The organism is Arthrobacter sp. PAMC25564 (assembly GCF_004798705.1).
Classification (GTDB): Bacteria; Actinomycetota; Actinomycetes; order Actinomycetales; family Micrococcaceae; genus Arthrobacter.
In genome coordinates this window covers 2,090,193-2,110,042 of sequence record NZ_CP039290.1, presented here as the reverse complement: position 1 = coordinate 2,110,042, position 19,850 = coordinate 2,090,193, and the positions used below count along the sequence as shown (strand labels likewise).

Here is a 19,850-nt window from a genome sequence, read left to right as displayed (position 1 = left end):
CCCGTCAGGTGGTTTCTCTACTTCTGCCTTGGTACTGATCCTGTGGGCGGGTGTGCAGGTAGGTTGTCCTCATGACGGATCAACGCGAAGTGAAGCTACACGTCGAGCTGGACATAGAGATTGAGGATCCACGGAAGCTCGATGCCTACGTCCAGGACTGGGTCAGAGAGAACTTCGCAGACGATCCAGATGAAGCTTCCGAGTCTCTTTCGCAGGCAGGAGAGGGTGCCGCCCCTGCCTTGCAGTTGGTAGTAGACCCCGACAGGCTCGTCGATGACATCCCCGGGATTGTCGCAACCGGAGCCACGTGGTGGGCGGAAGAAGTCCCCGATTCTGCGGAAACGGACGGGGTGGTCCCGACAATAGCTGCCTCCCGAAAGGAGGCGCCTCGGAGTGATGACGAGATCATTCAGGACATTCTTAAGTCGTTTAGCGAGGTACCCGGGCTAAGCCTTCAACGACTGGGGTACGACGAAAGCGAAACCCATCCCGACCAGCGAGCCCGATCACTTCGTGAGGCAACAGCCTTGGCCGGCGCCATGGCGTGGGCCTGCAATACGCTCGTGGACGAACTTTTCGATGACATCTGCGTACGATGACATCTGCGTACTCCGGGAGTCTGGTTCGGTCAGCGAGACTCTTCGGATCGATGATCTCCCTCCGTTGTACCGAACCCGCTACAACGCACTTTTCGCGCAGAAGTTCCTGACCGTAACCGTGGACCTTGGCACTTCCTTCGTTGCAGGTTTCCGGTCTCCAACCTGCGTTGCCCAGGAAATAGCCCTTCGACTGGTCCTCGACGGCGTCGAGACGCTCGGCGAGCTGTACCCGGAACTGCCTCTGGCTAGTAACTGGCGATCCTGGGCCGAGGACTCTCTGTTCGAGGACTTAGATCATGAAACGCTCTACGACCCGTCGCTGGACGGCATCGCCAGCGACCCCGACTACGCACACCTTGGTATGGCTAATCTCGATCTATCCTCCTGGTTTGTCCCCTTTACAGGGCGTGTCGTCAGCCTCTATGCCCTTGATGAGGAAAAACCAAGCGCACGAGAGTCGTGATTCCTTAGCCGACGCCAGCATCAGTCCCCACAGGAGACCTCGGCAACATCCCTGCAGCGCTAAGAAGCCCGGAAGCGCGGAACACCGATGATCCCCGATGACGTTTGCTGCCCGAGGCGGATCAGGCGGCAAACCGCGCTGCCGTCGCCGGGACCGGCGTGTAGGTGGTGCCGTCGCGGAGCATGGCCCAGAGGACGTTCAGGCGGCGCCGGGCCAGGGACAGCATGGCCTGGATGTGGGTTTTGCCTTCGGTGCGTTTTCGGTCGTAGTACCTCCGGGAGGCCGGGCAGGATTTCAGGGCGGAGAGCCCGGACAAATAGAACACGCGCAGGAGCCGCCGGTCGTAGCGGCGGGGGCGGTGGTGGTTGCCGGTGATCCTGCCGGAGTCCCGGGGCGCCGGGGCGAGTCCGGCGACGCCGGCGAAGCGGTCCGCGGTTTGAAAGATGGCGAGGTCTCCGCCGGTGGCGCCGAGGAACTCAGCGACCAGGACGGGTCCGAAGCCGGGCATGCTGAGCAGGGACGCGGTGTGCCGGTGTTCGGTGACCTTCTCGCCGATCAGGGCATCGAGGTCGGCCAGTTCCTTGTCCAGGGTGATGATCTCCTGTGCGAGGGCGGCGACGATCAGCTCCCCGAGGTGCTGCGCGGGCACGGTGGTGTGCTGGGATTTCGCCGCGTCCACGGCGGCCCGGGCGACCGCGGCGGAGGATCGGGCCCCTTGTTTCTTCAGCCACGCCTGCAGCCTGGCCTGGCCGGTGCGGCGGATCCCGTCCGGGGTGCGGTGTCTGGTGAGCAGCAGCAGTGCTGCTTTGGAGCGGCTGTAGTCAAAGGCCCGCTCCAGCGCCGGGAAGTATTCGAGCAGCTGGGCCTGCAGCCGGTTGATCGCCCGGACCCGGTCCGCGGATTTGTCCGCCCGCCGGGCGGTGAGGATCCGCAGCCCGGTACTGGTCTCATCCCCTGCCCGCAGCGGCTGCAGATCCCGGCGCATCCTGGCCTGATCCGCTATCACGGCAGCGTCTTTCGCGTCCGTTTTGCCCTCTCCGCGGTAAAGCTTGGAGGCGTGATGGACGATCCGGCCCGGGATGTAGAGGATGTCCTGGCCGTGGGCGACGAGCATCGCTATCAGCAGCGCCGGGCCGCCGTGGTTCAAATCCGTCGCCCAGATAACCTCATCCCCGTCCGGCGAGTTTCAGGACGATGGCGATGAGCTCCAGCAGGGCCGGTTCATCGTTGGGTATTTTTGCGAGAGCAGCCGGGTTCCCTCGGCGTCGATCACGACGCAGTGATGATGGGCTTTGCCAGCATCGATACCGGCCCACAATTTCGCCAAAACAGCCTCCAATCTGTCGTACGGGTCGAACCCGGCAGATAACCGCGCCGTCGTGTCCTTATCCGGCGATCATGTCGCGTCTCTCAATCAGCGGTCGGGTCATCGCGGGGCGGCGGGCGGCCAATCCTTCGAAGCCGTCACGAGCCCGTCCGGCACAGCAACCAAAGCCATACCCGCCTCCCCCGGGTAGCCACGACCCTACAACGGCCACGGAACCACCCGACAACACCATAAGGACAGCCACCGGGCCTGGGGGCGTTTGCCCTGCCCCTCGGTCCGGATGAGTTCCATCAGGCTCCCCTGCCGTGCCCGGATTTCGCCGGCCACCCTGTCGCCGAAGCCCGCGGATGTTCCGGACAGGTCATCGCCACCCAACAGTTGCCGGCCGGCCGGATCGGAACGCCACCGCTGGTCGGTCCGCTCCGCGGCGTTGGCGGCTTCATCGATGATCACGGCCTGCAGCCCGGTTTCAATCGCGGTTTCCACCCGGACCGCGGGCGTCGTCTCGCCCCGGAAGAAGGCGCCCATGCGGTCCCGGAGGCGCCCGATGTTCTGTTCCAGGGCCCGGAAGAACTCCCCGGTGCCGACGAAGTCCTGCCAGCGCGCCAGCACTTCGCCCCGCAGGAGCGCGCCGTCGCGGGTGGCCTCCAGAATCCTTGCAACGCCGTCCCGGTACGCGTCGCCGGTATCCGTCGCGAGGACCTCGGCTGCGCGACGCTGGGCGTCCGCCGCCTGCGCCACGGCCCCGACCCGGTTGCCCAGCGCCTTTACCGTGCCGTTGAGGGTCCGCCGGGCGATGTCCGCCCGTCCGGCGGCATCGGCCGCGAGTTCCCGGAGCCAGAGCTGCAACGGCTCGACGGCGGCAGGCGGCAGCATCCCCGTCGCGTCCAGGGCGGCTTCCAGCACCACGAAAAGCCGCGCTGCGCCGAGGCCCCCACGGCCGAGCATGGTCTGCAGGTCGGCGCTGACTTCGGCCTCGGCTGCGGGCGGGACCCGGTCCAGCACGACGGCCACCATGATGTCGCGGGAGGCAGCGTCCAACAGCAGCCGCCAGGGGACGCCGTCGGCGTAGCGGTTGGCCGTGGTGACAAAGATCCACAGGTCGGCCGCCGCCAGCAGTTGGCCGGCCAGCTTCCGGTTGTCATCGGAGATGGAGTCGACGTCGGGAGCGTCCAGCAGCGCGATTCCCGGGGGCACCGCCGTGTCGGCGAGCAGCACGAGGGAGGAGACGGCACCGGCCCCGGGGCAGTCCCGCCCGGTGGGGGTGGCGGCGGTGCGTCCAGCACCGTACCGCGGATCCGGCTCAGGCCCGGCAGGACGCGCCGGCCCTCGAACCAGCCCGCGTCGTCGGGGTGGTGCAGCAGGAGGGGCTGTGGCGGGTGGTGGGCCGGATGGCCCCGGCCCGGGTGACGGTGTGCCCCACCAGCCCGTTGACCAGGGTCGATTTCCCGGCGCCGGTGGAGCCTCCGACGACGGCGAGCAAGGGTGCGTCAAGGCTGCGGAACCGGGGCAGGATGTAGTCATCGAGCTGGGCGAGAGCATTGCGGATATCCAGCCGCGCGGCGTCCGCGCCGGGGAGGGCCAGCGGCAAGGCCGTCGCGGCGAGGTCCCGGTGGACGGCTTGCAGCAGTTCGACGGCGGCGTTTGACCGCGGTGCCGGCGGCTGGTTCCCGGGGGTCTCTTTGGGGCTCACAGCTTCATCATGCCAGTTGGGCGCGGCCGGGGCGCCGGCTGTGCGGCCGCCGGCTGCCGGACTGTTCCAGTTCCGGGCAACTGTCCCGGAAACGGGAAACGGCCCCGGGCTCAATGCCCGGGACCGCTTCAGCTGTGACCCCAGCGGGATTCGAACCCGCGTTACCGCCGTGAGAGGGCAGCGTACTAGGCCGCTATACGATGGGGCCGCGTACTTTCCAGGACGGCATTTCTGCTGTCCAAGCCAAGTGATTATTTCATACACTCAGCAAGTGTTTCAAATCGGACGAGCCGGTTCAAAACCCCTGATCAGCCGCGGAATTCCGCGGATTTCAGAGCTGGGATACCAGGACTCGAACCTAGAATGACGGTACCAGAAACCGTAGTGTTGCCAATTACACCATATCCCAATGGAACTTTCGGGCCGGATCCGCAGGTCTAAACCAGCGCTCCCGGCGCCTCAGCACGAGTAATTACTTTACCCGAGAGTTTAGCCGCGCACAAATCGGCGGTTTGATCCGGCCGTACGCGGCCCAGCGGGCCACCGGCATCACCCCGCACCCGGCGCCGCACCCGGAAGACCCTTGCCAACCCGGTGCCGGAAAGTTTACGCTCGGTAAGTTACCAATGAGTAACAACCCCTCCCCCACCCCGCTGCGGGCGGCATTGCGCTTATTTCCGAATGTTAGCCACACCACACTTTGGGGGTGGCCGGCAGCAGAACCGTTGCCGGCAGGACCGTCGAGAGGAACCATCCGTGTCACAGAGTCGTGCCGCCAGCAAGACCCGGACCCCTACCCAACATCTCGCCATCGCCATCCTTGCCCTGCTGCTTATCGCACTGTTGGGCTTCTACACCCTCGTTACCGGACGCATCACGGAGGGCTCGGCCAAACTCAAGGAAGGAGCCGGCCAGGCATCCGCCGGCGCCGAACAGCTCAGGGACGGCGCCGGCAAACTCGCCACCGGTGCGGGCCAGGCCGATACCGGCGCGGGCAGACTGTCCGCCGGCGCGGAAAAGATCCACGCTGGCATCAGTGACAAGCTTGCGCCCGGCGCCGACAAGCTGCAGGACGGCGCGGGCAAGCTGGCCGAAGGCGCCGTCAGGATTGCAACAGATGTCAACAGCAAGCTCGCCCCCGGGGTGTACAAGGCCGACGACGGCGCCCGGAAGCTCGCTGCCGGAGCCGTCCAGCTCTCCGCAGCACTGACACCCACCGCTGCGGGAAATGCCGAAAACAACCTGGCCGACGGCGCCACCAGGCTCGACGGCGGCGCGGCCCAGCTCGCCGACGGAACCGGTGAGCTGGCGGCCGGCACCGCCCAACTCAAGGGCTACCGGGGCGCCAACAGTGACCCCGAGGCAGGAACGGGTACCGCGGCCCTCGCGCAGGCGCTGGAGCTGCTGCAGGCTGCGGCCTCAGACCCGGTGCAGGGGCTGGTCCCCCTGGCCGTCGTCAAGGACAAGATCGCCAGGATCGCAGCCGGTGCGCAGAAGCTGGACGCCGGTGCGACCCGGTTGCAGGGCGGCGCGGTCCGGCTGCAGGCCGGAGCCGCCCAGCTGCATGCGGGGACGGGGAAGCTGACGGCGGGCTTCGCCACCCTGGCCGGCAAGCTCAACAGCCGGGACCCCAACAGCCCCGGTGTTGTGCTGGGCACCCAGCTCCTCGCGGACGGCACCTCCAAGATCCGCATCGGCATGGACGGGGTCCCCGGGGATCCCGAACACCCCGGCCTGCTCAAGGCCGCCGCCACGATGACCGAGGGCAGCTCCCGGCTGGCCGACGGCACGGTAGCGCTGAACGCCGGCATCAAGGGCGATCCCGGTGATCCCACCAATCCCGGCCTGCTCACCGGCTCCCAGGCCCTCGCCTCCGGTGCGTCAGAGCTCTCTGCGGGCAACACCAAGCTGGCATCCGGATCCTTGCAGCTGGCCACGGGCGCGGACAAGCTGGCGGACGGCAACGCCCGGATCGCGGACGGTACCGGCACCCTGTACTCCTCCGCCGCCGCGGTCTCGCCGTCGAACGTGGTCGGGCAGTCCGACGCGGCAACGGCGCTGGGGCTCGTGGGCGCGCTGGGACTGGGCTCCGTCGCTGCTTTTCTGGTCCTCAGGAACCGGCGCCACGTACTGGAAGGAAAGTAGGCGCCGAACTGATTATCCGAAGACTGTGGGAGGGCGCAGTCATGGCGGCCACGGACGGGACCTTTGACACTGGCCGGTGAAGCGGCGCGAGGGAAGGCTGGAAACGTAGTGGCGGCTTTCGGAAAGTGGGCCAACATGGAAACAGTCGCTGCAGTCCGGTGCAGAAACGTAAGGTACAGCTTCGGAAGCACTGTCGCCGTAGGCGGGGTGGATCTTGACGTGGAGGCGGGAACGATCTTCGGGTTGCTCGGACCGAACGGGGCCGGAAAGACCACGATCATCCGCATGATCACCACTCTTCTGAATACCAGGATCGGCTCGATCGAGGTGTTCGGCGTCGACGTAGCCAGGCACAAGCTCCAGGTGCGGCGCCTGATCGGTTATGTGCCGCAGCAGCCTTCGGCCGACGCCGACCTCACGGCGAGGGAAAACGTCGCCCTCTTCGCGCGGCTGTTCGACGTGCCGCGAAGGGAACGGCGCCGTGTGGTCGGTTCCGCTTTGGACTCCGTCGGACTGGCCGAGGTCGCTGACCAGAGGGCGAACACCCTCTCCGGCGGGATGGTCCGTCGACTGGAGCTGGCCCAGGCCCTGGTCAGCGCGCCGCGGCTCCTTATACTCGATGAGCCGACCATCGGCCTGGACCCGATCGGACGCGCCGCCGTCTGGGGCCGGATCCAGGATGTGCGGTCCAGGACCGGGATGACGGTGCTGGTGACCACCCATTACATGGACGAGGCCGATCAACACTGCGACCGGATCGCCATGATGCACCACGGCCTCATCCACGGTCTCGGCACGCCCGCCGAACTTAAACGGGGCCTCGGGCCCGAAGCCACCCTTGACGACGTCTTCCTGGCCTCCACCGGAGCCGGCCTTGGCACCGTCCACCCGGAGGAACACCGGCATGGCAAGAATGCGGAGTGAAACCCGTCCGGACCCGGCTGGATCCCGGGGAAGGGGCAGGCACCCCGGCGGCCGCCTCCCCTTCCTGCAGCCCGCTGCGCTGCTCGGCTCCCGGGTAGTCACCATGTGCGCTGTCGAACTGCAAAAGATGAGGCACGACCCCACTGAGCTGCTGATCCGTGCCATCCAGCCGGCCCTCTGGCTGTTGATCTTCGGGGAAACATTCACCCGCCTAAGGGCCATCCCGACAGGCAACGTGCCCTATCTTGACTATCTGGCCCCCGGCATTTTGGCTCAGTCTGCCCTGTTCGTTGCCATCTTCTATGGCATCCAGATCATCTGGGACCGCGACGCCGGAATCCTGGCCAAGCTGTTGGTCACTCCCACACCCAGGGCGGCCCTGGTGGCAGGAAAGGCGTTTGCTTCCGGAATGCGCGCGCTGGTCCAGGCTGTCGTCGTGCTGGTGCTCGCAGCCCTGCTGGGAGTCGCGCTGACCGCTGACCCTCTCAGGTTGCTCGCGACTGCAGGTTTCGTCGTCCTCGGATCGGCCTTTTTCTGTTGCCTCTCCATCACCGTCGCGGGACTGGTCCTGAGCAGGGAGCGCGTCATGGGAATCGGTCAAGCGATCACGATGCCCCTGTTCTTCGCTTCGAATGCGCTGTACCCGGTGAGCCTCATGCCCGGCTGGTTGCAGGGACTCAACCAGGCCAACCCGCTCGGTTATGAAGTAGATGCCCTCCGCGGACTGCTCATCGGTACCCCCGCCAATTTACCCCTCGATTTCGCGGTGCTTCTCATTTCCGCAATCGCCATGATCAGCATCGCTGCGGCGCTGCTGGGCCGGTTGGCACGCTGAAGGCAACAGCATGATTGCCCCCGGGGCCCGTGCCGTTTCACAGCCCACCGGCGCAACGTTGCGTGCTGGCCTACAGGTTGCCATTGCTTCCCGGGGTGCCGGGTGCCGTCGGCTGGACTTGGTTCTGGCCGGTGCCCGGACTGCGGCGCGCCTGCCCGTTGGCACCGTTGGGCCGGCCGTTCTGAAGCCTCTGCGCGAACTGGCGGGTGGCGTCGGACTTTCCCATCGAATATCCGATGACGCCCCCTCCGCCCCCGGCAAGCAGTACCGCAACGACCGCCGCCACCAGGATCTTCGGCAAGGTCCACCACTTCCTCTTCACCGGCCCTGCCGGGGCGTAGCGTGCCGGGGGATCCGCCTGAAGCAGCGGCGCCGTGGGGGCTGTCTCCGGGGTCGGGCGGGGGTCGGATGACGGAGCTGCGGCCCGGTCTTGGAATGCGTCCTGCTTCACGTAATATCTCCTCAAGAATGCAAAGGGTTAACGCCCCAAGTAAAGTGCAAAAAACTGAGCGAATACTGGGTGCCGGCTCAACGTCCGGCCATGCGTCCGGCGTTTACTTCGTCGTCTACTCCGTCGCCGCCGGCAGCCGTGAAGGATCACTGGCGTTGAGGAGCTTGAGCGCAAGGGCCCCCGAAAGGACTGCGAAGGGAAGCTCGACGAGGACGGCCTCAAGGATGGCCGTGGCCAACGGAAGGCCGGGAGCGGCAGTTGTGACATCGAACAAGGCGTCGATGCAGAGACTGGTGCTGAACGCGGCCGTGGTCAACACCGCATAAGGGCTGCGTCGAAGCAGGAACAGCAGCGTGAACAAGGCACTGAGGCCTTCGAATCCATCCAATCCGAGCCAGGCCACATTCCAATTGCGCGCCACCGTCTCAGAAGGCATGACTCCGCCCAGATAGACGATCCACACCACATAAAAGACAACTGCGCCGGCCCCGCACGCTATTGCTGCGCGGCGCCAGCCCATCCCCCAGACCCGTTTGAGGATCCTGCTGCGGAGAGTCAGCGCCACGATCACGGCCAACAACACCAGCCCGGACCTCAGGACGACAAAATGCAGTCCGGCCGGCCAGTCCCCGGCAGCGAACAGCCTGACCGGGACCACCGACTCCAGGGTTCCGGGGACGGCGCCACAGCACTGGGCCAGAAAGCTAGGCACGGCCCGCCAGGAGTTCCAGCAGGGAGCCGATCTCGCGCCCGGCAAAGCCCGGGGCCGGTTCCCCGCCGCGGTTGAGCCAGACGCCCAGCAGGCCGGCCGCCGTGGAGCCTTCAGCATCCAGGAGCAGGTTGTCCCCCACATACAGCGTTTCGCCGGCGCCGGTGCCCAGCCGCCGCACACCCTCAAGGTAGATGGCGGGTTCCGGCTTCGCAGCCCCGACGGTGTCGGTGCCCACAAGGACGCGGATGCGCTCCAGCCCTGCCGCGTCCAGCTTGACCCGCTGGTAGTCATGGACGTTGTTGCTCACCGCACCGTAGGGAATGCCGGCGGCGTCAAGCGCGTCCAGCATCGGGGTGACGTCGTCGAAAGCCCGGATGTAGCCATGCTGCAGGCTCGCGTAGGAACTGACCCAGTGGTGCGCCTGCTCGCCCTCTTCGAGCTCGACGCCGAAGTGCCTCAGCGCGGCCCGGCCGCGGAGCAGGCGTTGTTCGTTGAAGCTCAGCTCCCCGGCAAGGTAGCGGTCGTAGAAGTGGGTGGTCTCGTGGGTGAAGATCCGCCCGAACTTCTCCCACCCGGCCTGGTCCAGGCCGGGCAGCAGGTGCTCGCTGACGTCGCGCAGCGCCGTCGTCATGGCGAACTCCAGGTCCACCAGTGTGTCATCGATGTCAAAGAGCACACCGCGGACGACGCCGAGGCCGGTGGCCAGGACGCCGATCGCGGCCTCGGGATCAGTCATCATCAGCCGCGGAAAGCGCGCAGGCGGGCCAGGGACGGGTCCTTGCCCAGGATCACCATGGATTCAAACAGCGGCGGGGAGATCCGCCGGCCGGAGATGGCCGTGCGGACCGGACCGAAGGCCAGCCGCGGCTTGACGCCCAGGCCCTCCACGAGCGCTTCCCTGAGAGCGGCCTGGATGCTCTCGGCGCTCCAGTCGGCGAGCGGTTCCAGCGCGGCCAGGGCTGCGTCGAGCACCTCGGCGAGGTTCGCCGGAAGCCCCTTGCGGGCGTCGTCCGCGACGTCGATCGCGTTGTCGTCCTTGAACAGGAAGGCGAGCATCTCAGGGGCCTCGCCCAGCAGCGAGATGCGCTCCTGGATCAGCGGGGCCGCCTCGGCGAGGATCTCCTCCTGGCGCGGGGTCAGGGTGTCGCCGACAAAGCCTGCGGTGCGCAGGTACGGGACGAGCCGGCCGCGGAAGTCCTCGGCGTCGAGCATCCGGATGTGGGTGCCGTTGATGGCCTCGGCCTTCTTGATGTCGAAGCGGGCCGGGTTGGCGAGAACGTCCTTGACGTCGAAGTTCTCGATCAGCTGGTCCACGGAGAAGATGTCCTCGTCGGCGGAGAGGCTCCAGCCGAGCAGGGAGAGATAGTTCAGCAGGCCCTCGGGGATGAAGCCACGGTCCCGGAGCAGGAACAGGTTGGACTGGGGGTCCCGCTTGGAAAGCTTCTTGTTGCCTTCGCCCATAACGTAAGGCAGGTGCCCGAAGACCGGCATGTAGGTGGCGACACCGATCTCGATGAGGGCGCGGATCAGCACCACCTGGCGGGGGGTGGAGGAGAGCAGGTCCTCGCCGCGGAGGACGTGGGTGATGCCCATCAGAGCGTCGTCGACGGGGTTGACCAGGGTGTACAGCGGGGATCCGTCCGCACGGACGATGACGTAGTCGGGGATGCTGCCGACCTTGAAGGTGATCTCGCCCCGGACCAGGTCGGTGAAGGTGACGTCCTCATCCGGCATCCGCACGCGGAGCACGGGCTGGCGGCCCTCGGCCTTGAACGCTGCCAGTTGATCTTCGGAGAGCTCGCGGTCGAAGTTGTCATAGCCGAGCTTGGGGTCGCGGCCGGCGGCGCGGTGGCGTGCCTCGACTTCCTCGGGCGAGGAGTAGCACTCGTAGGCGTAGCCGGCGTCGATCAGCTTGGCGACGACGTCCTTGTAGAGGTCCAGACGCTGGGACTGGCGGTAGGGCTCGTGCGGACCGCCGACCTCCACGCCTTCTTCCCAGCTGATACCGAGCCATTTGAGCGCCTCGAGCAGCTGCTGGTAGCTCTCCTCCGAGTCGCGCGCCGCGTCCGTGTCCTCGATCCGGAACACGAAGGTGCCCTTGGTGTGCCGGGCGTGGGCCCAGTTGAAGAGGGCGGTGCGGATCAGGCCGACGTGCGGGGTGCCGGTGGGCGACGGGCAGAACCGGACACGGACCGGGGTATCGGCGGTGACCTCACCGGTGGAGCCGGAAAGCTCGGAGCTGGTGGCTTCGCTGGAGGCGGCGTGGGGCGCAGAAGGAGTAATCATAGTGACTCCAACTTTACCGCCTGCCCGGACGCGAACCCGGATCACCGTTCTCCCGGGGCGCCCGGCGTCCGGCGGAGGCTGCTGAAGGCCATCCTGGCGCCAGCAGCCCGCGCCGGAGCTGGTCTGGCGGAGGCTGAAACTAGTCGGCGAGGATCTGGTAGAGCGCGCGGCGGGTTTCGTCGATTTTTTCCATAGCGGCAGTGCGTTGTTCATCGGTTGCCGAGAAACGGAACTGGTGGATGACTCCCATGAGCTTTCCCACGCTCTGGTGGAACGCGGGCCCGGAGCCCTGGGAGTCGGTGCTCCACGCGTTGTCCAGCTCCTCTGCGTGCTCGGTGACGTACGCCCTGCCGGCATCCGTGAGCGTGAACTCGGTGCGTCGTCCATCGCCGACGGGTGTGATGAGTTCTTCATCAACGAGCTGCTGCAGCGTCGGGTAGACCGAGCCCGGGCTTGGCCGCCACGCTCCCGACGTTTTCTCAGCGATCGTCTTGATCAGCCCGTAGCCGTTGGAGGGAGATTCGGCCAGGAGGGAGAGAATCGCCGAGCGGACATCGCCCTTGCTGGCCCGGCGTGATCCGCCGGGACCAAAGCCCGGGCCAAAACCCGGCCCGAACCCGCGGCCCGGTCCGAACCCGCCGTGTCCATGCGGTCCGCGGCGGCTCCTGCCGCGTTCGAAGCGTTCCCTATCCGGTCCGAGTCCAGTGAATCTGTTGTCGTGAATGCCTTTCATGGGGGCATCGTCCTTCCACCACAGATGGGTCTTTCCGATGGTCACCGATCATTCGGCGATACTTAAAGATATATCGGTAAGTATCGCCGGTCAAGAAGGGATTTGATGACGTTTTGACCGGGAGCGCAGCAGAGAAGGGCGCGGCCGGATGGGGCGCTGCGGCCACCTGCCGGAGACAGCGGCGGACCGTAATCGACGGTGCCGGGAAGACAGGATGTGCCCTGGTTCAGCACCGGAAGGACGCTAGCGTCGCACCACGGGGTTGGACAGCCGGCCGATGCCCTCGATTTCCACCTCGTAGCGGTCGCCGGCCTGGACGAGGCCGACGCCGGCCGGGGTGCCGGTCATGATGACGTCCCCGGGCAGCAGGGTGAACGCCTGCGAGACGATGGAGACGAGTTCCCTGACGCCCCGGATCATCTGGCTCGTGTTGCCGTCCTGGCGCAGTTCGCCGTTGAGCCGGCCCTGGATCTGCAGGTCCTCCGTGTCGAGTTCGGTCTCGATCCACGGCCCCAGCGGTGCCGAGGTGTCGAAGCCCTTGGCCCGGGCCCACTGGAGGTCCGTCTTCTGGACGTCGCGGGCCGTGAGGTCGTTGCCGCAGGTGTAGCCGAAGATGACGTCGTCGACCCGTTCCTCGGGCACATCCTTGCAGATCCGGCCGATGACCACACACAGTTCGGCTTCGAAGGACACTTCCTCGGAGAACTCCGGCAGCACGATCGGATCGTTGGGGCCGATGACCGAGGTGTTCGGCTTCAGGAAGAGCAGCGGCTGCTGGGGGACCTCGTTGCCGAGTTCCTCGGCATGCTCGACGAAGTTGCGGCCGACGCCGATGACCTTGCTGCGGGGAATGATCGGCGCCAGCAGGCGGACGTCCTCCAGTTTGTGTGTTTCGGCAGTCCGTTCCACGCCGTGGAAGAAGGGGTCGCCCTTGATCACAGTGACTTCCTCACTGCCGGGCCCACCTTCAACGATGCCGTAGAGGGGATCAGAATCGACTACAAACCGGGCGATACGCATGGCCCCAAGCCTACCTGCTGCCGGACCGCAGATAGTCGAGCTGGGCGGCCACGGAGAGTTCCGCCGCCCGGCGCACTGAGGCGTCGACGTCCGCGTAGACGACGTCGGTCACGGCGTCCGGTCCGGCGTCCTCCCCCAGGGCCTCCAGGGCGGTGCGGATCTGCGCGAGGCGTCCCTGCCGGTGCTCGCGGTAGGCACGGGCCACGGCGTCCAGTTCGGGCAGCACGGGACCGTGGGCCGGCAGGACGGTGGCCGGGCCCAGGTTCTCCAGCCGGTCCAGGGAGCCGAGGTAATCGCCCAGTGTGCCGTCGGGGTAGTCCAGGACGGTGGTACCGACGCCCAGGATCGTGTCCCCCGTCAGCACGGCGCCGCGGGCGCCGTCCCCGGGCAGGTGGAAGCAGACCGAGTCGGAGGTGTGGCCCGGCGTCGCCAGCACCCGGATCTCCACTCCCGCGGCGTGCAGCACCTCGCCATCCCGCAGCGGGTCTCCCCCGTGGCAGTGCGCGGGATCGGCTGCACGGACGGGGGCGCCGGTGAGTTCGGCGAAACGGGCCGCGGCCGCCGTGTGGTCGGCATGCCGGTGCGTGATGAGGATGAGCTCCACCGCGCCGTACCGCGTGAGTTCCTGGAGGTGGCCCTCATCGAGGGGTCCCGGATCCACGACCACGACGCCGGGCGAGCCGGGAGCGGCGATCAGGTAGGAGTTGGTGCCTGCCAGGCTCATCGGTCCCGGATTCGGTGCGAGGCGGAAGCGCGTGAGTTCGCTGCTGCGGCGGATGGAGGAGGTGTTTTCCGTGGTCACGGTTCCATCTTTGCACCGAGGAGCGCTCAAAGGAGCAGCAGCACGACGGCGGCCCCCACCGTGTGGTGGGGGCCGCCGTCGGACTGTTGGTGAAAGCTAGGCCAGGCGGGTGAGCCAGCCGTGGGTGTCTTCCACGGTGCCGGTCTGGATGCCGAGGAGCGTCGCGCGGATGGCCATGGTGGTCTCCCCCGCCTTGGCGTCCTCGGATCCGATGAACTCCGTGTTGTCCTTCAGGACGCCGATGGGGGTGATGACGGCGGCGGTACCGCAGGCGAAGACCTCGGCGATGTCACCGGAGGCCACGCCGTCGCGCCATTCGTCCAGGGTGATCTTGCGCTCGGCGACGGCGCGGCCCATGTCCTCGGCCACCTGGATCACCGAGGACCGGGTGACGCCCTCGAGGATGGTGCCGGTCAGCGCCGGGGTGACGAGCGAGCCATCCTTCATGACGAAGAAGACATTCATGCCGCCGAGTTCCTCGACCGCGTTGTCGTTGAACTGGTCCAGGAAGAGGACCTGCTTGCAGCCGTGCGCCTCGGCCTCCTGCTGGGCGATGAGCGAGGCTGCGTAGTTGCCGCCGCACTTGGCGGCACCGGTTCCGCCGCGGCCCGCGCGGGCGTATTCGCGGGAGATCCAGATCGAGACGGGCTTCAGTTCGCCGCCGAAATAGTTGCCCGCCGGGGAGGCGATGACACGGAAGGAGACCTCGCGGGCCGCGCGGACACCCAGGAACGCCTCGGTGGCGATCATAAACGGGCGCAGGTACAGGGCTTCGCCGTCGCCGGAGGGCACCCATTCCTTGTCCACGGAGACCAGCTGGCGGATGGCTTCCAGGAAGTACTCCTCCGGAAGCTCGGGGAGGGCCAGGCGGCGGGCGGACTGGTTCAGGCGGGCGGCATTGGCCTCCGGGCGGAACGTCCAGATGGACCCGTCGGCGTGGCGGTAGGCCTTGAGCCCTTCGAAGATCTCCTGGCCGTAGTGCAGCACCGCGGCGGACGGGTCGAGGGAGATCGGTCCGTAGGCCTCAATGCGCGCATCGTGCCAGCTGCCCTTGCCGTCGGCGCCGACACTGTAGTCGACAATCGCGGTGTGGTCGGTGAAATAGTTGCCGAATCCCGGGTTCGCCAGGATGGCAGCACGTTCTTCAGCGGACTTCGGGGTTGCCGAAAGCTGCTGGGTGAATTCGACGCCATGGGCAGTCTGGGTCATGGTTCCTCCACGGTCGGCTGCCAGGTGTATGAACGTGGTTCAACGTCGGACCACGGCAGCATTTTGGTGATTCGAAACAAGCTTACGCCGGTTGCCGGACCGGGCAGCCGCAGCCTACAGGGCGGCCGCTATGGCGTCCCCGATGGCGCTTGTGCTGCGGAAGCCGCCGTCGCGGTTTTCGACGTCCGCGACGACGGCCGCCTCGATCTTCCGGGCGGCGCGGGCAAAGCCCAGGTGGTCCAGCAGGAGCGCGCCGGAGAGGATGGCGGCCGTGGGATCGGCCTTCTGCTGGCCGGCGATGTCCGGGGCCGAACCGTGGACCGGCTCGAACATGGAGGGTGCGGTGCGTTCCATGTTGATGTTGCCGGATGCGGCGAGGCCGATGCCGCCGGTGACCGCGGCGGCGAGGTCGGTGATGATGTCGCCGAAGAGGTTGTCCGTGACGATCACGTCGAAGCGGGCGGGGTCGGTGACCATAAAGATGGTGGCGGCATCAATGTGCAGGTAATCGTGCGTGACGTCCGGGAATTTCTGCGCCACAGCCTCGACGGTGCGTTTCCACAGGTGGCCGGCGTAGACCAGCACGTTGTGCTTGTGGACCAGGGTGACATGTTTGCGGTCGCGGGCACTGGCGCGGCGGAACGCGTCCCGTACCACCCGCTCCACACCGTAGGCCGTGTTGAGCGACACCTCGGTGGCAACCTCGTGCGGGGTCCCGGCGCGCAGGGCGCCGCCGTTGCCGACGTAGGGGCCCTCGGTGCCTTCGCGCACGACGATGAAGTCGATTTCTCCGGGGTTGGCGAGCGGGCTGCCGACGCCGGAGTACAGCCGGGAGGGACGCAGGTTGACGAAGTGGTCCAGGCTGAAGCGCAGCTTGAGGAGCATCTCGCGCTCGATGATGCCTGAGGGGATCCGGGTGTCACCCGGGGCCGCACCCACGGCTCCGAAGAGGATGGCATCCCGGGTGCGCAGGTCGGCCAGGGTTTCCTCTGGAAGGGTCTCGCCGGTCTCGAGCCAGTGCTCCGCACCCAGCTTGTAGTGGGTCTGCTCCAGCACGATCCCCTCGGCGGCGGCGGCCTTTTCCAGGACCTTCAGGGCTTCGGCTATGACCTCGGGTCCGATACCGTCGCCCGGGATAACTGCCAGATCAATCGTGGATGCGCTCATGTTTTCAGGGTAGCCAAGGGATCCACATGCTGGTCAAGTCGTCTCACTATTCGGATGCTTCGGGCCGGCGTTCCTCACTTCCCGGCAGCGGGGGAAGCCGTGACCACAAGGTTCACGCCCCAGAGGTCCTCCGTGTAGCAGCTGATCAGGACTATCCGGTTGGGAACCGCTGTCCAGACCGAACTGTCTTTGAGCGTCGACTTCCTATAGGTGGCCACGGAATCCACCGTGTACTCCACGACACCCGTTGCCGTGGTCACGGCGAATCGGTCGCCGGGAGCGGCTGCCGAGCTCAAATGGTTGAAGGGCGCGTCCAGCCCCTCCCAGCTGTGGCCGATGATGTACGTGGTATTCGTCGAGCCCGCCCCCGGGCTGCCGAAGGTCGAGAGCCAATATCCGTCCATCGTCTCCGGTGGCACAATGCTCTGGCTATCAGCGTCCGGTTGCAGGGGATGAACCACAACGTCCATGCCTGCCGCCGGGTACGAAATGCGTTGCGGTGCGGAGGCAACAGGGCCGGGTGCCGCCCGCGGGGCGCCGGCCGGCCGGCCTGTCGCGGGCGGCACGGCCAGGGCGTCGCCGAAGGAGGCAGGGCCGGACTGGGCAGGGCGCGACTGGGCAGGGCCGCTGGCCGGAGTGGCCGGAATGGCCGGGGCCGAGGCGGTTGGTATCCCCGTTCCTGCACTTCCGGCGAGGGACCGCCCGTCATCTGGACCGATTGCGCCATAGACGAGCCAGGCCACCAGCAACCCGACGATGCAGGCCGCCAGCAGGAGCCAGTCCCGGCGGCCCAGGATCAGGCTGCGCGGGGCCCCGCCGTGGAATTGCCGGGTCTTGCAGTGGCTGGCCATAACTTCTCCTGTTGAAGTGCAACCGCAAGTAAATAGGCGTCCGGGGCGGGTGCCGCTTACCACACCCGCCACGGAGGACCCCCTAGCTGTCAGCCTTCCTTGCCCGTGCCCTGCCAGTGCAGAGCACCGCTGCGGCTCCTGACATGAAGAGGCCAGTCAGCGCGGAGAGCCACAGAGGAATACCAGCATCCGGGTTCCCGCCCACGGCGGTCTGGACATTGTGGCCCACGTTGGCCGCAGGCACGGCTGCTGCCTTGGCAGCAGACGGCGACTCACTCGGGGACTCCGACGGCTTCGGCGACTCACTCGGACCGACGGACGCCCCAACGGCGCAGCCCGCCGCCAGGATCGCCAGATTCCCCGGGCTCAGATTCTGCCCGTTCGGCATGTCCGCGCCCGCGTTGGTCGGCACGATATCGTGAGTGTCGCCGGCGTGGGCCGACAGCGCGCTAAGGCTGATCGTCACAGCAATGTACGGGTTGGACTGCGAATGCGTCGCATGGCAGATAGAGATTGTGTCCGGCGGCGCGGCAGCAGCAGTCACCGTGGCAGCCATCACGCCCAGCCCCACGACCCCCAGTGTGGCGATTGTCCTTCTCATCTTCGGCCCTTCCGTTCAAGTCATGTTCGACCTGACAGGACCCTGTGGAGTAACCATCTGTGAGACCTAGGAAAGACTATTAATTGCGACCCCAACAGCGAATCAAAGGGCGACAGCTACTCCCCAGCAGTGTCGTCAGTTCGCTTGCTTTTTCAGACTATGGTGGGCACCGTGCACCGGTCCCGAGTATCCGGTACGCGCATTCGCGTGACTCCGCTACCTCGTTGCCACGAACTGTAGTCAGTCTGGCAGCGCCGATTACCTGTACAACGAAAACCGGCGCGACGTCGCAACGGGGAACCCGGCTGTTCGGGCGGGGCTGAGACACACACGCTCCCTCACCAGCCGTCGTCGAAGCGCAAACGCTCCCGCACCTTTCATCAAAAGGTGCAGGAGCGTCGGGCCCAAACCTGCAGGAAGTGAGGGAGCGTTGGCTATGCCTCGGCGGGCTCCTCGTACTTTGGGAAGACCGGGGCCGGGGCCGGCAGGGGCGTACCCGCGGCGATGGGAGTTCCAAGGGCCGTGAACTGCCGGGCATCGCCCTCGGCCTGGCCGAGGGTGTCCAGGATGGCCGCGGTCGCCGTCGGCATGACCGGCTGGACCAGGATGGCCACAATCCGCAGCACCTCGAGCGTCACGTAGAGCACGGTCTTCATGCGCCCGACGTCGGTCTTGCGCAGGACCCACGGGGCCTGGTCGGCGAAGTAGGCGTTGGAGTCACCGAGGACGCCCCAGATTGCCTCCAGGGCGCGGCTGAATTCCTGCTTCTCGAAGGCTACACGCGCGCTGTCAAGCAGCCCGTTGGCCTGGGCCAAGAGCGCGGTGTCCTCGGCACTGAAGGCGCCCGGAGCGGGAACGCGGCCTTCGCAGTTCTTGGCCACCATGGACAGGGACCGCTGGGCGAGGTTGCCGAAGTTGTTGGCGAGGTCCGAGTTCATCCGGCCAACGATTGCCTCGTGGTTGTAGTTGCCGTCGGCGCCGAACGGCACCTCGCGCAGGAGGAAGAACCGGACCTGGTCGAGGCCGTATTGGGCCACGAAGTCCGCCGGCGCCACGACGTTTCCCAGTGACTTGGACATCTTGACGCCGTTGTTCTGCAGGAAGCCGTGGATCATGACCCGCTTGGGCAGTTCCAGCCCGGCGCTCATCAGGAAGGCGGGCCAGTAGATGGCATGGAACCGCGAGATGTCTTTGCCGATGACGTGGACGTCGGCGGGCCAGTACTTCCTGAAGGACTCCGACTCAAGGTCCGGGTAGCCGACTCCGGTGAGGTAGTTGGTCAGCGCATCCACCCAGACGTACATCACGTGCTGGTCATTGCCGGGCACCGGGACACCCCAGTCGAAGCTCGTACGGCTGATGGACAGGTCCTCGAGGCCGCCGCGGACGAAGCTGATGACCTCGTTGAATCGGTACTGCGGGGCGCCGAAATCAGGGTGGGCCTCGTACATTGCCAGCAGTTTGTCCTGGTAGGCGGAGAGCTTGAAGAAGTAGCTCTCCTCCGCCGTCCAGGTCACCTCGGTGTCCGTTTCGCGCGAGTAGCGGACGCCGTCATCCTTCACCACGGTCTCGTCCTCGACGTAATACGCTTCGTCGCGGACGGAGTACCAGCCTTCGTACTTGGACAGGTAGATGTCGCCGTTGGCTTCCATCTTCTTCCAGATTGCCTGTGACGCCGCGTAGTGATCGGCGTCCGTGGTGCGGATGAACCGGTCATAGGAGATCCCCAGGGCCGCGTGGGCGGCCTTGTAGACCTCCGCGTTGCGGTTCACCAGCTCCTTGGGCGAGATGCCCTCTTTCTCTGCCGTTTGGGCAATCTTCATGCCGTGCTCGTCCGTGCCGGTCAGGAAGAAGACGTCGTAGCCGTCCAGCCGCTTGAAGCGGGCCATCGCATCGGTGGCAATGTATTCATAGGCGTGGCCGATGTGCGGCACGCCGTTGGGGTACGTGATGGCCGTGGTGATGTAGAACGGGGTTTTAGCTGAAGACGACACTCTGTGAACTTACCTTTTTCTGAAGCGGTGCAAGCCGC

At 66.4% G+C, this 19,850-nt stretch carries 17 protein-coding genes, 2 tRNA genes and 2 pseudogenes; 5 read left to right on the top strand and 16 right to left on the bottom strand.

What is annotated here, in order from left to right:
- The first annotated feature begins 71 nt into the window (after window positions 1-71).
- Complete coding sequence (locus E5206_RS09760) at window positions 72-599, top strand: hypothetical protein (protein WP_136322319.1); 528 nt, start codon at window positions 72-74, stop codon at window positions 597-599.
- On the top strand, window positions 580-1,062 hold the full coding sequence (locus E5206_RS09755) for a hypothetical protein (RefSeq protein WP_136322318.1): 483 nt from the start codon (window positions 580-582) through the stop codon (window positions 1,060-1,062). The genes E5206_RS09760 and E5206_RS09755 overlap by 20 nt, the downstream gene beginning before the upstream one ends.
- 121 nt (window positions 1,063-1,183) lie before the next feature.
- Here the strand turns inward: E5206_RS09755 and E5206_RS09750 are convergent.
- The 4 genes and pseudogenes from E5206_RS09750 to E5206_RS09735 form a co-directional block, all read right to left on the bottom strand.
- Window positions 1,184-2,401, bottom strand: a pseudogene (locus tag E5206_RS09750) (IS110 family transposase).
- Window positions 2,402-2,623: 222 nt separating this feature from the next.
- Window positions 2,624-4,082 (bottom strand): annotated as a pseudogene (locus E5206_RS09745) (dynamin family protein); the annotation flags it as partial.
- 135 nt (window positions 4,083-4,217) lie between these two features.
- Window positions 4,218-4,290, bottom strand: a tRNA-Glu gene (locus E5206_RS09740).
- A 129-nt stretch (window positions 4,291-4,419) separates the two neighbouring features.
- A tRNA-Gln gene (locus tag E5206_RS09735) sits at window positions 4,420-4,491 on the bottom strand.
- A gap of 347 nt (window positions 4,492-4,838) precedes the next feature.
- On the opposite strand from E5206_RS09735, the gene E5206_RS09730 reads away from it, so the two are divergent.
- From E5206_RS09730 to E5206_RS09720, 3 genes are all read left to right on the top strand, one after another.
- Window positions 4,839-6,227, top strand: coding sequence for a hypothetical protein (locus E5206_RS09730; protein WP_136322317.1), 1,389 nt, complete (start codon window positions 4,839-4,841; stop codon window positions 6,225-6,227).
- Between the two features lie 207 nt (window positions 6,228-6,434).
- Window positions 6,435-7,151, top strand: coding sequence for an ATP-binding cassette domain-containing protein (locus E5206_RS09725; RefSeq protein ID WP_240689619.1), 717 nt, complete (start codon window positions 6,435-6,437; stop codon window positions 7,149-7,151).
- 127 nt (window positions 7,152-7,278) lie between these two features.
- Window positions 7,279-7,986, top strand: a complete 708-nt coding sequence (locus E5206_RS09720; RefSeq protein ID WP_240689617.1) for an ABC transporter permease — start codon at window positions 7,279-7,281, stop codon at window positions 7,984-7,986.
- Window positions 7,987-8,056: 70 nt separating this feature from the next.
- Here E5206_RS09720 and E5206_RS09715 read toward each other — a convergent pair whose 3' ends face one another.
- From E5206_RS09715 to metG, 12 genes are all read right to left on the bottom strand, one after another.
- Window positions 8,057-8,437, bottom strand: a complete 381-nt coding sequence (locus tag E5206_RS09715; RefSeq protein WP_136322315.1) for a hypothetical protein — start codon at window positions 8,435-8,437, stop codon at window positions 8,057-8,059.
- A gap of 115 nt (window positions 8,438-8,552) precedes the next feature.
- Window positions 8,553-9,149 (bottom strand): hypothetical protein, encoded by a 597-nt coding sequence (locus E5206_RS09710; protein WP_136322314.1) that lies wholly within the window; start codon window positions 9,147-9,149, stop codon window positions 8,553-8,555.
- A complete protein-coding gene (locus tag E5206_RS09705) occupies window positions 9,142-9,885 on the bottom strand; it encodes an HAD family hydrolase (protein WP_136324059.1) in 744 nt (247 codons plus the stop codon). Before E5206_RS09705 ends, E5206_RS09710 begins: the two co-directional genes overlap by 8 nt.
- A gap of 2 nt (window positions 9,886-9,887) precedes the next feature.
- Window positions 9,888-11,435 (bottom strand): glutamate--tRNA ligase, encoded by a 1,548-nt coding sequence (gene gltX, locus E5206_RS09700; RefSeq protein ID WP_136322313.1) that lies wholly within the window; start codon window positions 11,433-11,435, stop codon window positions 9,888-9,890.
- Between the two features lie 139 nt (window positions 11,436-11,574).
- Window positions 11,575-12,168 (bottom strand): PadR family transcriptional regulator, encoded by a 594-nt coding sequence (locus E5206_RS09695; protein WP_136322312.1) that lies wholly within the window; start codon window positions 12,166-12,168, stop codon window positions 11,575-11,577.
- A 243-nt stretch (window positions 12,169-12,411) separates the two neighbouring features.
- Window positions 12,412-13,188: a fumarylacetoacetate hydrolase family protein gene (locus E5206_RS09690; RefSeq protein WP_136322311.1), complete on the bottom strand. Its 777-nt coding sequence runs from the start codon at window positions 13,186-13,188 to the stop codon at window positions 12,412-12,414.
- A gap of 10 nt (window positions 13,189-13,198) precedes the next feature.
- Window positions 13,199-13,990 carry an MBL fold metallo-hydrolase gene (locus E5206_RS09685; protein ID WP_136322310.1) on the bottom strand — a complete coding sequence of 264 codons (792 nt, stop codon included), beginning with the start codon at window positions 13,988-13,990 and terminating at the stop codon, window positions 13,199-13,201.
- 96 nt (window positions 13,991-14,086) lie between these two features.
- The gene (locus tag E5206_RS09680) at window positions 14,087-15,199 is read right to left on the bottom strand and encodes a branched-chain amino acid aminotransferase (protein WP_136322309.1); all 1,113 of its coding nucleotides are present in this window, start codon (window positions 15,197-15,199) and stop codon (window positions 14,087-14,089) included.
- A gap of 114 nt (window positions 15,200-15,313) precedes the next feature.
- Entirely contained in the window at window positions 15,314-16,366 is a 1,053-nt protein-coding gene (locus tag E5206_RS09675; protein WP_136322308.1) for a 3-isopropylmalate dehydrogenase, read from the bottom strand.
- 74 nt (window positions 16,367-16,440) lie between these two features.
- Window positions 16,441-17,217: a class F sortase gene (locus tag E5206_RS09670; protein WP_136322307.1), complete on the bottom strand. Its 777-nt coding sequence runs from the start codon at window positions 17,215-17,217 to the stop codon at window positions 16,441-16,443.
- A gap of 82 nt (window positions 17,218-17,299) precedes the next feature.
- On the bottom strand, window positions 17,300-17,818 hold the full coding sequence (locus E5206_RS09665; protein WP_136322306.1) for a hypothetical protein: 519 nt from the start codon (window positions 17,816-17,818) through the stop codon (window positions 17,300-17,302).
- Window positions 17,819-18,252: 434 nt separating this feature from the next.
- Entirely contained in the window at window positions 18,253-19,812 is a 1,560-nt protein-coding gene (gene metG, locus E5206_RS09660; RefSeq protein ID WP_136322305.1) for a methionine--tRNA ligase, read from the bottom strand.
- Between the last annotated feature and the right edge of the window lie 38 nt (window positions 19,813-19,850).

Excerpts from the sequence above, each read along its gene's own strand:
- E5206_RS09760 (WP_136322319.1), top strand. The coding sequence starts at position 72 with ATGACGGATCAACGCGAAGTGAAGCTACACGTCGAGCTGGACATAGAG.
- E5206_RS09755 (WP_136322318.1), top strand. The coding sequence starts at position 580 with ATGACATCTGCGTACGATGACATCTGCGTACTCCGGGAGTCTGGTTCG.
- E5206_RS09720 (WP_240689617.1), top strand. The coding sequence starts at position 7,279 with ATGAGGCACGACCCCACTGAGCTGCTGATCCGTGCCATCCAGCCGGCC.
- E5206_RS09705 (WP_136324059.1), bottom strand. The coding sequence starts at position 9,885 with ATGACTGATCCCGAGGCCGCGATCGGCGTCCTGGCCACCGGCCTCGGC.
- gltX (WP_136322313.1), bottom strand. The coding sequence starts at position 11,435 with ATGATTACTCCTTCTGCGCCCCACGCCGCCTCCAGCGAAGCCACCAGC.
- E5206_RS09695 (WP_136322312.1), bottom strand. The coding sequence starts at position 12,168 with ATGAAAGGCATTCACGACAACAGATTCACTGGACTCGGACCGGATAGG.
- E5206_RS09690 (WP_136322311.1), bottom strand. The coding sequence starts at position 13,188 with ATGCGTATCGCCCGGTTTGTAGTCGATTCTGATCCCCTCTACGGCATC.
- E5206_RS09680 (WP_136322309.1), bottom strand. The coding sequence starts at position 15,199 with ATGACCCAGACTGCCCATGGCGTCGAATTCACCCAGCAGCTTTCGGCA.
- E5206_RS09675 (WP_136322308.1), bottom strand. The coding sequence starts at position 16,366 with ATGAGCGCATCCACGATTGATCTGGCAGTTATCCCGGGCGACGGTATC.
- E5206_RS09670 (WP_136322307.1), bottom strand. The coding sequence starts at position 17,217 with ATGGCCAGCCACTGCAAGACCCGGCAATTCCACGGCGGGGCCCCGCGC.
- E5206_RS09665 (WP_136322306.1), bottom strand. The coding sequence starts at position 17,818 with ATGAGAAGGACAATCGCCACACTGGGGGTCGTGGGGCTGGGCGTGATG.